The organism is Streptococcus sp. 17.1 (assembly GCF_016648655.1).
GTDB lineage: Bacteria > Bacillota > Bacilli > Lactobacillales > Streptococcaceae > Streptococcus > Streptococcus salivarius_E.
The window spans coordinates 67063-79881 of sequence record NZ_JACLQM010000001.1; the positions used below are offsets into that span (position 1 = coordinate 67063).

The 12819-nt window shown below is 35.1% G+C and carries 12 protein-coding genes; all 12 read right to left on the reverse strand.

Annotation, left to right across the window (positions count from 1 at the left end; all coding sequences use genetic code 11):
* Nucleotides 1-7: 7 nt before the first annotated feature.
* From H7T99_RS00290 to H7T99_RS00345, 12 genes are read right to left on the reverse strand one after another with little or no spacing between them, the layout of a single operon-like run.
* Nucleotides 8-1423: a flippase gene (locus H7T99_RS00290; RefSeq protein WP_021144213.1), complete on the reverse strand. Its 1416-nt coding sequence runs from the start codon at nucleotides 1421-1423 to the stop codon at nucleotides 8-10.
* A 13-nt stretch (nucleotides 1424-1436) separates the two neighbouring features.
* Nucleotides 1437-2582, reverse strand: a complete 1146-nt coding sequence (locus tag H7T99_RS00295) for a polysaccharide polymerase (protein WP_037600576.1) — start codon at nucleotides 2580-2582, stop codon at nucleotides 1437-1439.
* A gap of 33 nt (nucleotides 2583-2615) precedes the next feature.
* Complete coding sequence (locus H7T99_RS00300) at nucleotides 2616-3686, reverse strand: glycosyltransferase family 2 protein (RefSeq protein WP_037600573.1); 1071 nt, start codon at nucleotides 3684-3686, stop codon at nucleotides 2616-2618.
* Nucleotides 3679-4650 (reverse strand): DUF6625 family protein, encoded by a 972-nt coding sequence (locus H7T99_RS00305; protein ID WP_037600570.1) that lies wholly within the window; start codon nucleotides 4648-4650, stop codon nucleotides 3679-3681. Before H7T99_RS00305 ends, H7T99_RS00300 begins: the two co-directional genes overlap by 8 nt.
* A complete protein-coding gene (locus H7T99_RS00310) occupies nucleotides 4647-5288 on the reverse strand; it encodes a DUF1919 domain-containing protein (RefSeq protein WP_021144217.1) in 642 nt (213 codons plus the stop codon). Before H7T99_RS00310 ends, H7T99_RS00305 begins: the two co-directional genes overlap by 4 nt.
* 1 nt (nucleotide 5289) lies before the next feature.
* Entirely contained in the window at nucleotides 5290-6438 is a 1149-nt protein-coding gene (locus H7T99_RS00315; protein WP_021144218.1) for a glycosyltransferase family 4 protein, read from the reverse strand.
* 2 nt (nucleotides 6439-6440) lie between these two features.
* Nucleotides 6441-7613 carry a beta 1-4 rhamnosyltransferase Cps2T gene (gene cps2T / locus H7T99_RS00320; RefSeq protein ID WP_021144219.1) on the reverse strand — a complete coding sequence of 391 codons (1173 nt, stop codon included), beginning with the start codon at nucleotides 7611-7613 and terminating at the stop codon, nucleotides 6441-6443.
* Between the two features lie 32 nt (nucleotides 7614-7645).
* Entirely contained in the window at nucleotides 7646-9013 is a 1368-nt protein-coding gene (locus H7T99_RS00325) for a sugar transferase (RefSeq protein WP_021144220.1), read from the reverse strand.
* 56 nt (nucleotides 9014-9069) lie between these two features.
* Complete coding sequence (locus H7T99_RS00330) at nucleotides 9070-9810, reverse strand: tyrosine-protein kinase (RefSeq protein ID WP_037600567.1); 741 nt, start codon at nucleotides 9808-9810, stop codon at nucleotides 9070-9072.
* A gap of 9 nt (nucleotides 9811-9819) precedes the next feature.
* Nucleotides 9820-10512, reverse strand: coding sequence for a capsular polysaccharide biosynthesis protein (locus H7T99_RS00335; protein WP_021144222.1), 693 nt, complete (start codon nucleotides 10510-10512; stop codon nucleotides 9820-9822).
* Nucleotides 10513-10520: 8 nt separating this feature from the next.
* Nucleotides 10521-11252 carry a capsular polysaccharide biosynthesis protein Cps4B gene (gene cps4B, locus H7T99_RS00340; RefSeq protein ID WP_002884982.1) on the reverse strand — a complete coding sequence of 244 codons (732 nt, stop codon included), beginning with the start codon at nucleotides 11250-11252 and terminating at the stop codon, nucleotides 10521-10523.
* Nucleotides 11253-12713, reverse strand: coding sequence for an LCP family protein (locus tag H7T99_RS00345; RefSeq protein ID WP_037600563.1), 1461 nt, complete (start codon nucleotides 12711-12713; stop codon nucleotides 11253-11255).
* Nucleotides 12714-12819 lie beyond the last annotated feature (106 nt).

The window sequence follows — 12819 nt, forward strand, 5'->3', positions numbered from 1 at the left end:
TTTCTCCTTAGTTTTTCATTAACTGTTGCTTCAAGTCTTTCATATCAACGACACGTAAGACAATAATCAAGACGATATAAATGATAGCACCGACAAGACCATCTACTGCTACATTTAGCATTGGTTTCAATTGCACAAACATCTTAAAGACAAAGAGTCCAAAATACATGACAACTGATGCTAAGATAATTTTTGACATGGCTGGAAGGATTGACACATCTTTGATGAATTTCCTTGAAAAATTCAATTGAATAACCCATACCAAAGCCTCTGTTAAAACTGATACAATTGAGGCCCCGACAAAGCCAAATGGAGGAATTAACAAGAGATTAAGTCCAACACTGACAACAGCCGGAATAGTCGTAGAGAGCATAAACTCACGATGTTTATTGTGTGGAATCAAAATCTGGATTCCCATAATATTTGTCCAACCGATAAAGAACATCCTAAAGACCATAATAGCAATGGCAAGATAAGCCTCTTGGAAATCTTTCCCTAGGAAGAAACTCACAAAGTCCTTATTAACAATCAAGAGACCCGCTATTATCGGGAAAATCACAAGATTATAAATCAAGAAAGACAACTCATGCATCTTGTTAACGGCCTTATGGTCTCCGCTAGATAAAAGACCAGATACCCTAGGAAGCATTACACTACCTAAAGAGGTCACTAGTGTTAAGAGGATATTGATAATCTTCAATGCCTGGTCATAAATACCGACGTCATTGGTAGATGACAAGGCACCCAACATCGTACGATCCAAAGTCACGTATAGTGAAATGGCAACCTGAGGGAGAAACAGCAAAATAACAGGTTTAAGATGTTTCTTAGCATAAGATAAATCAAATTGCGGTTCTTCAATGTAAGGTCTCGCTGGTAACCACATACTTAATTGCCCAAGCAATTCAAAGAAGGTCAATAGGAAAACATAGAGATACAAATCACCAGGTGTTTTCACAAATAGGAAGATAGAAATAACTCCTAAAACCTTTACCGTTGTATTCCTAGCGGTAATACGACGAAAATCCTCCAAACCTTGGAATAACCAAGAAATATCCATTCCTTTCGATATCAAGCTTAATCCTAAGATATAAGCCACCATATTTTGCATACCAGGAAAGAACAAACATAATGATGTATACAAGACAAGAGACAAAATAGTCGCAATCAATTGGAGGGTATAAATACCCCAGAAATTTTTACGAATATCCTTTCGATGTCCTGAAATCTCTTTAGTACCATAGTTAGCAACACCTAAAGTCGCCAAAAGAATAAAGTAGGTCACAATCGAATTAAAGTAACCATAAGTACCTAAATCCTTAGAACTAAAAATCCTAGTAACATAAGGTGTCGTAATGATTGGTAAAACAATGACCAGTAATTGATAGGAAAGATTGTAGGCGTAATTTTTTAAAACTTTCATTTATTATCTCTACTTAAATTCTTTTATCTTTTATTTCATTAACAGAAACAAGACTTGCAAATAATGTAAACATAAAAATATTATATCCTGGTCTAATCCAAAATGCCTCAATCATACAATTGATTGTTATTAAGGAGAGTAACATAAGAAGTAATACTTTACCTTCTTTATAAATTTTTATGGATGCCAAAACATAAACTAATACAAGCAAGACTACAGGAACAATTCCATAGTAGAATAACATTTGAATATAAGAGGAATCAACATAATTATAACTGAGTACTGACTCTGTAGTACCACCATAACCAATAAATTTCACATTATTAGTTCCAAAAAGGTGTAACTTGTATGTATCAAGGGCATTTTTACCCAAAAAAAGTCTCATACTGAAGAAGTCGTTCAACTTAACAAAAAATGGTGAAGAGAAAGAAAAATGGGAAGACAAATAAAACATCAATGATGAAAAAATTGCCGCAAAGTAGGGTAGTATGTAATAAACTTTAAATTTCTTTTCTTTAGTATAGTACATTACTAAAAAAATAATTACAGCTATTAAAACAGACATAGAATTCAATCTAGCATCACAAAATTTGATAATAAAGGCTGACAAAGCTACTCCAACAGCCACCCTTAGCCAAATATACTTTTCTCTAAGTAAATATCCCCAAGCAATAAATAAATAAAAACAGTGGGAGGCAAAATCTGTAGGATAAATAAAGCCAAATGAATTTCTTATAACTAATCCAGAAGATCTAACTTGAGCAAATTGTAAATTTGGTAGAAGACCGATTAATGAAAGTAAGAATATACCTATGACAATTGAACCAGCAACAAACACATAAGTTTTTAAAATAACATCTACATCAACATCGTATAGTAGTAAAATCAATAATGAGTATAGGAGAAAATTGGTAGCACCAGTTTGTAAAAAAACACATAAACTTGTTACGATTAAAAGAATTCCTGAAACAATGAATAATATACTGAAATTTTTAATAAATAAAAACCTTAGTGACAACACTAATACAACACCAATCAAGAGAATAGTTGGTAACTGAGGGAGAGTTTTATTAAGAACCGAAGTCATAATAACATCGTACCCAACAATTAACGATAAGACCAAAATAACCAAAAGGTTCTCAAACTTAATTTTTAACATAATACCCTTTTACTGTTTATAAGAATAGCTAATTTATTTAAAAGCAATTTTACGTAAAATTGGATTCATTTTCATTTTTTCAATAAAGATGACTGTCCGAAATTTTTTTTTAGTTAGAAGATCAATACTCAATCTTCTAAGAAAAGAAGAAATATCTCGCTGTCTTAATAGAGTCTTATAAGACCCAATCAGTTGATTCCTATTTCCTGAAAAAATTTTGTCAAAAGCTTTATTAGCAATAATAGACTGTAGTAATTCTATTTTTTCTTGTTTTCTCAACTTTAAATTAGAAATTTGAAAAACTGAACTTATGATAATCTTGGTCTTAATATCCTGAATTAATGTAGCATCTTCTAATTGGAACTGTTCAAGCAATTTACGTAATTCTTGAAGTTCATCTAATTGAATTTCAATTCTTTTAGGATGAAAACTTGTCAATGCAGAACCACTCCTACCTGCAATGTAATTATAAAGAGTCGAATCAATAAAAAGAATGTTATCTAAATGTTGATAAACTTGAAAATTGAATAATGTGTCCTCTCCTATTGATCTGCTAGGAAATTTTATATCGTATTTTAAAATAAACGATTTGTTATATACTCTTGACCAAACATTATACATCATGTCCGTTTTAAATAAATCTACAAAACAACTTCTAAATTCACCTTTATCAAGAATTCCAGTTTGACTATATGTATGAGAACGACAAGATAAAATATTATTATTATTTTCTTTAATCTCATTGTAGCCAAAACAAAGAACATCCCATTTTTTATTAAATTGAGGGGATATCCTTTCAAAGAAATCATCAGACAAAAAATCATCTGGATCCATAAAGTATAAATAATTTCCCCTTGATAAAGAGATGCCCAGATTCCTAGCTTCTGCTACACCATTATTTTCAATATGAGTAACAAAAACATTCGAATAATGTTTTTGATACTCATCACAAATCGCACCACTATTATCACTTGAATCATCATCAATTAATAGAATCTCATAATTTATTAATGACGGTTGCGACAGAATTGAATCCAGACCTCTTCTTAAATAATTCTCAACATTATATACCGGAACAATAATGCTTAAATCTATATTACTCATTAGCTCTCATCCTTAATTTATGGCGAATAAATTCTAACGACCATTTTTCCATTTTAAATTTTTTAAAAAACGTTGACTTGACATATTCCCAATAGAACTTATTTTTAGTGACTTCTTCGATTTCTTGTATCGAAAGTTCTTCTCCAAATACTAACTTATTCGGAATAACATAAAATGATTCTACAAGTTCAAATTCAGGACATTCAATTGTCCTTTTTTGAAAATGTGTATATAGCGGATGTTTGATAACTATTTTACCATCAATTAAATTAATCGATTTCAAGCCATGTTTCTGTGACCAAGAATAATAACGTTTAGGCTCATCTTCTCCATATTCTCGAAATGAAAAATGGCTGATATCAATATCATCAAAAAACTTATCTTGTAATTGTTCAAAACCAGATTTTTTAAACAATTTTTGAATACCTTCTGCCTCATCAAAAATAAAATTTTGCTCACTAGTAAAGACATTATGATAATCTAATCGATAGTTTAAACCTTGCCCAGACATAAATACATGATTAACTTCTTGTGAATTTTTAAATATTTGGAGATGACCTAAAAGACCATATCGAGCATAGTCATTCTCAAAAAAGCTATGTTCTTCCAGAAATTGATAAATATCACCAAGTAAGACATCTGTATCACAAAATCCCCAGTAGTCATATCCCTTCAACTCCTCTTCAAAGATAAACCCATAAGCAACTTTATAGTCACATAATTTATAAGGTGTTTTGAGAGAAATTTCAAAATCAAATTTAGACTGTACTTTTTTTCTTAAATCATCAAACGAAAGAGTCTTAAATTCAATATTCTCAGCGTTCAAAATTTCCAATTGGTCAACATTTTGATCCGTATAAATTAAGAAATCAATCTTTTGATTACGTTTGGCGGTCAGCAAAAAATATGGGAAAAACTTTGGAAGTTTTCCAAAGTATGGAATAATAAGTCTTATCTTTTTCATTTCGTTAAATCCTCTCCACCCTTATTCAACCAGGTAACAGCATTAAAATAGCGGTGGTAAGTTTTCAAATCTATCCCAACATGCCCTTGCTTCTCTGCTGATTTGAAATGAACCAAGGAAGGTAGATCACTATAATTCTTAGAAGAGAAGATGACCTTACTCTTATATGGAAGTTCTTCAAACTCTTTCATCAGCTCGTAAGTACAAGCATCATTATCATTGAACTTGAAATACAAATTATCCCAATGAATTCTTTCTAAACGACGGTTCCATTTTTGAGTTGCTTCTTCCTCATCTGCATAATGCAGGAAATGAAGTTCAATATCATCAAGAAGTGCTAGAGGATAGGCATTATCAAAGTCTTTGATATATTTGGATTCCTTAACAAATTTCAAGGGGATGTTTCCACTCAAATAGTATTTTAAATTATTGAGCATCTTAATGTAATCAGGCGAAAAGACAAACATCCCTACAAATGGAGTTTGATAAGGCAAGCCCAATTCCTGATAGACTTTTCCAGCCCAACAATTATCACAAATAATCGTAAAATTTTTATTCTTAAGTCTTCGTCTAGGAATAAAATTAATAATTGGATAAACGATTGGTTTTAATTTATTTTTTAGTGTTTCACGGTTCATATTAGTACTTCTTATATAGTTCTGAGAAATTACGAATATAACTTTGTAATGAAAAGAGTTCTTTTTGGCGTTTGACAGAGGCCTTGCCAAATTGCTCTCTCTTCTCAGTGTTATCAGCTAATTCTTGGATGGTCTTAGACAATTCTGCAGGCTGATTTGGTGTGGCAAGAAGACCGTTTTCACCTTCCTTAACCATTTCACAGACACCACCATGACGGTAGCCGACTACAGGTTTGCCACAAGCCATTGATTCGAGAACTACGGTTGGTAGGGGATCTGGATTGGTACTTGGCAAAACAAAGATATCAAACATATTATAGAGCTCTGTTGTCTTACTATAATAATCGATACGCTTGATTTGTCCAGCTACTGGTGAGTCTGATATTGCCTTTTCCAACTCATCAACACGCCACTCTTCACCTTCAAAAGCACTCCCTGCCAGAAAGGCTACTGCTTTTGGATTAGCCTTTAAGATTGGAGTCACTGCTTCCAAGAAATCGCCTTGACCTTTCCAAGCATTCACTCGACCAACCATTCCGATAATCAAGGCATCCTGTGCGATACCAAACTGGTCACGAACTGCGCTGGCATCCATTTCATGATAGACGGCATTGTCAACACCATTATAGATGACCTGAACTTGGTCATTTTTTACAAAGCGAGACTTCTTCACGTGGTTGGCCACAGCATTTGAAACTGTCACAATCGTATCAGCATAACGCCCCATCAAAAAGTTGATGAAATCAGAGATTGCTTTTGGTTTGACGATAATCTCGTGAACATGCCAAATCAAAGGAAGTTTCAACTTACGTTTGAGATAAATTCCCTCAAGTACCGCAGTCGTATTATTGTGAATAAGAGTAATGCCATTTTCCTTAGCATATTTATTAATTTGCTTTGAATATCGATTATAAGAGCCAAAATACTCAAGAATTCCCTTAGGATTAAAATACTTCCGGCGCAAGATTGGATAATCGATAACTTTTACCTTAGCACCAATCTCTTCCAATGCACCCACTAATACGCCATCGTTGGGCAAAATGACATGAGCCTCAAAGGCTTCTTTATCCAACCCTTTAATAAGCTCCAACAAAACCTTATCAGCACCATACATTTCGGCACCAGCGTGAAGATATAAAATTTTCTGCATTTCTATCCTTTAAATACTTTCTCGTAGTCTGTAACAATTTTTTCCCAAGTAAAGGCTTCTTCGATACGTTTACTTGATTTTTGATTGAGGTCTGCGATAGCTTTTTCATCCAATTGTTCAGCTTGATTAATGACACTTGCCAATTGGTCTTTTTTCCAATAGAGAGCACCATCTTCACCGACTTCACGGTTAAAGCCAACATCCAACAAGAGATTGAGCTTAGTTGACTCCAGTGCCTCAAGAAGTGATGGATTGGTTCCACCTACCTCATGACCATGGAAATAAGCAAAGGCATTCTCACGAATGTACTTGAGCAATTCTTGGTCATAAACAGTTCCGACAAACTTCACACGAGGATCCTTGTCAAAACCAGTTTCCTGGCGCAACTTGTCGTAAAATTTGTTTTCTTCAACATTGGTAATGAGAACAAAATCCTTATCGGAGCTAGATGCCATAAAACCACGAATCATAGCCTCATAGTTATTTTCAGGCACAAAACGTCCTACAACAAGATAATAATTGTTTTCAATAACTCCCTTTTCGAAGTACCATGTGCGTACCTTATCATCAACCTTAGTCAATCGAGATTTAGTTGTATCTGTTCCATAGGCAATATAGGTTGTTTGAGGACGATACTTCGCATAATCATTTTGAATATAAGATTCAATGTTTTTACTATCACAAATCAAGAGATCTGCATGTTTAACCATGAGTTGCTCTGAAATTTTCCAATACTTACGAACAGGAAGACTCCACTTTGCACGAAGCCATTCATGACCATCCGGGTTAACCATAAGGGTACCACCGATAGCCTTGATTTTCTTTTTAATACCTGAGATAAATGGACCAATTCGGCAGGCCAAAACATAGAAGATTGGTGCTTGATCATTATTTTCCTTAGCAATCTCAATGGCCTTATTAAGAGCTGCGATATCATAAGCGATGGCACGTGCAGGCCCGATATTTGGGACGTCAATATTGTAGCATTTAGCACCGTTATGTTCGAAAGTATCTGCTGTAATTCCTGATTTAGCAGAATTTTCACGCATACAAGCTACATAATATTGGATATCTTTGTCTTGTTGGAACTCTGTCAACTTCTCAACAAAGGTCTCAAATCCACCATATTTTGCTGGAATTCCCTTAGAACCAACGATAAAAACTGTTTTTGTCATTTAATCACCATTAAAAGAAATGGAGAAAGCCATCACTTTGCTCCATCCTTCATTACTACTACTTTAATTGTTTTCAATAATATTTTGATATCGCGCCAGATTGTCCATCCGTCCATATAAGCAACGTCTAGTTTTACAACTTCATCAAAATCAGTAATTTCACTTCGACCACTTACTTGCCAAAGACCAGTAATACCTGGTTTAAAGCTGAGGCGACGTTTTTGTTCCGGTGTATAAGATTCGTACTCATCCAATGTTGGTGGACGTGTTCCTACCAAGCTCATATCACCTTTTAGAACATTCCAAAATTGTGGAAGTTCATCAAGACTCGTTTTACGAATGAAATGTCCAATTTTGGTAATACGTGGATCATTGTCCATCTTAAACATACCACCAGACATTTGATTCTGTGCCATCAAATTCTTCTTGATTTCTTCCGCATCAACACGCATAGAACGGAATTTATAAAACTTGAAGATACGTCCATTTTCTCCCACACGATCTTGAGCAAAAATAGCTGGTCCTCCATCTTTACGAATAAGAGGATAAAGGAAGATTCCAACAATACCACAGAGCACCAAACCAACTATAGCTCCACAGATATCGAGGAAGCGTTTCGCCAAGATATCTCCATAGCTATAAAAATGCGTAGAAAACGTAACAACTTTGAAAGGACCCAATTGTTGGATACGTTTTTCACCCTGACTCATAAATTCAAGGGCATTCAAATTAATGGATACTGGGATTCCCATAAGTTCAAATGGTGACGCATAATCCCAAATCTTGTACTGCTCACTTGGCAGATTAATCAAAACTTGGTCTACTACTGAGTGTGTCGCATATTCAATCAAATTTTCAGGTTTAACACTCTTGATAAAAGGATCAGTGAAATAAGGATTATCCAAGACACAAACGGCTGTAATCCTACCATCCATATTGTCCTTCATACGAGATAAAACATTATCAAGACGTGCCTGATCAGAAATCAAGAGAATATTCTTGTTACTTTTACGACGTGTATAAATAGATGAGCGGAAATACTTAAGAACTGTATTTGTAAAGTATAAGAGAACACCTGAAATTAGTGTGACGTAAAGAAGTCCGCGACGTGAGATAGAAAAACTTCCATCTGCAAAAAACGAGAGGAAAGTTGCAATTAGAGCAAATATGAAACAATATTTGACAGTTGCAATGAGTTCATCCAAGTAGCCTCTATACTTAAGATTTTCATAATAACTACTGATATAGTAAGACACTACATGTACGACACCTAAAAGGACAATGCTTCCCTGGGTAATCTCTGTATAAGGTATTTTACTAGCTACCATGGCTGCGAAAACAACCACAACCAACTGTATAATACCAATTTCAATGCGACGAATTTCTTGTTTTTCTTTCACTCTAAACCCCTTTTTAATCTGTTAAGGTATAAGGAGCCGCATCATCCCCATTAGTGCTATCCTTTTCTACGACGATGTGCTCTTGAATGACCTTCTTTTTGGTCTGACTTTTTCCCGTACTCGCCATATGATCCGTAAGAACCATATGATCCATACTTATCAACTGTCATGTCAATTTTATTAAGGACGACACCTAAGAATTGAGAACCACTTTGTTCCAATTGTTCAACGGCCTTAGTTACGAAACGGCGTTTGATTTTTCCTGCTGCTGTAACCAAAAGACTAGCGTCAGCCTGATGGGCAATAATAACCGCATCAATGACCAAACCAATTGGTGGCGTATCAATGATGACATAATCATAACGACTACGAGCAACTTCCATCAAATGTCTAAAATTGTCATTTTGCAAAAGACTTGTTGGATTAGGTGGTACAGGACCAGATGCAATGACATCCAAACCAGAAATATCAGTTTGACAAATCGTTTCATTTAAATCAGCATTTCCAGAAAGGAAATTTGAAAGGCCTTTATAAGGCTCATTTGATTTAAATGTACCTGACAAAACAGAGTTACGAGTATCTGCATCAATGAGAAGTGTTCGGAGCCCGACACTAGCAAATGAAATCGCCAAGTTAACAGATGTCGTTGATTTTCCTTCACCAGCTTCAACAGAGCTAACCGCAATCACTTTCATCTGAGCACCAGAAAATTGAATATTTGTGCGAATGGCATTGTAATACTCTTCTGTTTGTTTGGCAAAGTTTTCTTTAGATTTTACTAACTTTAATAGAGGCATTTCTTCTCCTTAAATTTTATCTGTATCAGGGACAATTCCAAGAAGTGTCATTCCAAGGGCATCTTCCACATCTTCTGGACGGCGAATGCGATCATCTAGGATTTCACGTACCAATACACCAACCACTGCAAGGAATCCTCCAAGCACTGCTCCAAGAAGCACGTTACGTTTGATATTTGGTGAAGATGGTGACTCTGGCAATTTAGCTTCTTCAAGTGTTGTGACATCTTCAACTTTTGTCACGTTCTTGATTTTTTCTGAAGCAACTTCACGAACCTTATTGGCAAGTGTTTGCGCATCTTGACCAGTTTTAGCATTAACAGAAATTGAGATAAGACGAGTATCAGTAGGAATATTAACTGAAATCATTTTAGCAAGTTCACCTTCACTCATATTCAATTTTTCATCTTTGATAACTTCTGACAAGACATCGTTTGATGTAATAATTTCTTTGTAGTCTTTTGTCAAAAATGTACCGGCCTGCAAATCTTGAGCAGAAAGGTTTTTGCCATCGTTAGCTTGATTAACCACATAGATACGTGTAGACGACGTATATGTTGGTTGAATGAGGAAATAAGTTCCCAAGAAGGCAAAGACAGCGACATAGAAGGCTGTAAATAGAATAAATACCTTTTTAGTCCAAAGTTTGTGCAATAATGCAAGTACATCGATTTCAACACGCTTCGTGTTTTCCTGAGTCATAGTTTCTCCTATATATATTGATTTTCAAGTAGTGTTTGTGGATTTTCGATAAAAAGGTTACGAGCACGTCTCGTTCCGTAAGTCTTTTCGATAATAGCGTAAGCATCTTTCATAAATGGTGGTCTTGGACCAAGATTATGCATGTCACTAGCAACCATATGAACCAAATTTTTCTCCAAGAAATAACGAACACGTTTTTTTCTTACTTTATCTTTATCTCCAAAGAGCTTTGGTTTTAGAACATGTGAGCTATTAACTTGAGTATAGCACCCCATGTTGATGATTTCTCGAACACGGTCAGCATTTTCTTCGAGGGCATCATAGCGCTCAATATGAGCAACAATAGGCGTTACCCCCGCTCGCAAAACATTACTAAGCCCACTATGAATTTCTTTCCAAGATGTGCGAGCACTAAACTCAATCAAAGCAAATTGAGTGTTGTGCATACGCGGAATAAGATTCTTTTCAAGTTTCTCCACAATGTCTGAGGTGTAATAAAGTTCACCACCATAATAAATAGTTAAGTCTGGATAAAGTGCTTCTGCTTCTTCTTTTACCTTAGAAAAGTTTGCAAAGATTTTATCCTCTGGGGTTTCAAACATTCCCTTGCGACGATGGGATGTTGAAACAATAGTACGCACTCCTTGCGCATAGCTTTCGCCAATGAGGTCAAGACTTTCTTCTAAAGTTTTAGGACCATCATCAACATCAAAAACAATATGTGAGTGAACGTCAATCACTTATTTTTCCTCCATCAAATTTTTGATAGCTTGAGAGGCGCTTTCCACACTAGAATCATCCAGTTTCATCATGTAGAGACTAGAATTTGGCATAGCATAAGAGGTCAATTGTCCGGTTGAACCTGTACCTGTTACTGCTTGAGAAGTCACCGTAAATTTAGAACCTGAATCAAGTTGTGTATTGGCCAGAGCATTAATGGTATCTAGAGACATATTCGTTTGAACAGAGTCTTGAAGATTGTTAACGATTGAAGTAAAGTTTGATACAGAATTTAGTGAAGCTAACTTGTTTACAATCGCAGAAATCACTTTCTCTTGGTTCTTACCACGGTCATTGTCTCCTCCATCCAAACTATAACGCTCACGAACAAAGCCAAGGGCTTGTTCAGAATTCATTTGGATATCTCCAACTGGGAAATCAAACTTCCCGTGAAGACTCGTGAAGGCTTGATCATTATGAACTGTCACACCACCAAGTTGGTCAATCAACTTAAGGAAAGATGTGAAGTTAATACGTGCATAGTAATCAATCTTAATGCCATAAAGATTTTCCAGAGTTTTTTCAGATGTTTCAACGCCATAAATACCTGCGTGGGTTAATTTATCATACTGGTCTGCCCCTCCATCAGGAATCTTAACGTACGCATCACGTGGAGTGGTCGTCAAGAGGATCTTATGTGTGTTCATGTTAACGGTCATAATGATATTGACATCTGAACGTGACACTGTTGAAATTGAACCGTAGGTATCAATACCACTAATATAAATATTGAAGACTTTTGAATCTACTTGTTTTGCAGAATTGTTATTCTTCTTTTTAATTTTATAAGTATAGATTGTTTTTAGATTTGAAGCATAGTTACTATCGACAGACTCTAGTAGGCTAGCATAAGAGCCACTCAAGACCATAGCTTTAGATTTGCCAGACTTAAGATTGTCATATGCTTCTTGATATGAAGCAACATCATCAACTTTAAGATCAACCTTTTTGTCTTTCTTTAGAGCAGACATCAAGGTGTCGATATTGTTCTTATCAACCTTAGTTGGTGCTTGTACGCTAGTAAGCTGACTCACATCTTTGATGTCACTATCCTTAGGAACCACTATGCTCATTTCTACTTCAGAAAATGCAGCCGTCTGATTCATACGGTTAGTGATATCAATCATTTGTTTAAAACCAAAAATACCAACCAGAGAAACTAGCGAGAAGATAACCAATACAACCGTTGTCACTAGTGGTGATTTCTTAGTCTTCTGAAGGAAGATGCTAATAGCAAGAACTACCAACAAACCAATGGTGATAATGATGTTCAAAAACCTAAATGATAGGAAATTATAATTGAACATTGTGAATAATAAGACCAATGCTAAAATAGCATACAGAATGGTCAACCCAACGTTGACCATCCCCCACGATCTATTACTCGTACGTTTTTGCTTACGATTCGTACGCGAACTCATATAAATTGCTCCTAAAAATTAAAATTAGACATTTCCCATTATCATTATAACATTACTATAACTTCATTTCAATTGTCATTCTTTTTAAAAAAGAAGAAACCGTTTT

Coding starts and splice junctions, on each gene's coding strand:
- H7T99_RS00290 (WP_021144213.1), bottom strand. CDS start 1,423: ATGAAAGTTTTAAAAAATTACGCCTACAATCTTTCCTATCAATTACTG.
- H7T99_RS00295 (WP_037600576.1), bottom strand. CDS start 2,582: ATGTTAAAAATTAAGTTTGAGAACCTTTTGGTTATTTTGGTCTTATCG.
- H7T99_RS00300 (WP_037600573.1), bottom strand. CDS start 3,686: ATGAGTAATATAGATTTAAGCATTATTGTTCCGGTATATAATGTTGAG.
- H7T99_RS00305 (WP_037600570.1), bottom strand. CDS start 4,650: ATGAAAAAGATAAGACTTATTATTCCATACTTTGGAAAACTTCCAAAG.
- H7T99_RS00310 (WP_021144217.1), bottom strand. CDS start 5,288: ATGAACCGTGAAACACTAAAAAATAAATTAAAACCAATCGTTTATCCA.
- H7T99_RS00315 (WP_021144218.1), bottom strand. CDS start 6,438: ATGCAGAAAATTTTATATCTTCACGCTGGTGCCGAAATGTATGGTGCT.
- cps2T (WP_021144219.1), bottom strand. CDS start 7,613: ATGACAAAAACAGTTTTTATCGTTGGTTCTAAGGGAATTCCAGCAAAA.
- H7T99_RS00330 (WP_037600567.1), bottom strand. CDS start 9,810: ATGCCTCTATTAAAGTTAGTAAAATCTAAAGAAAACTTTGCCAAACAA.
- H7T99_RS00335 (WP_021144222.1), bottom strand. CDS start 10,512: ATGACTCAGGAAAACACGAAGCGTGTTGAAATCGATGTACTTGCATTA.
- H7T99_RS00345 (WP_037600563.1), bottom strand. CDS start 12,713: ATGAGTTCGCGTACGAATCGTAAGCAAAAACGTACGAGTAATAGATCG.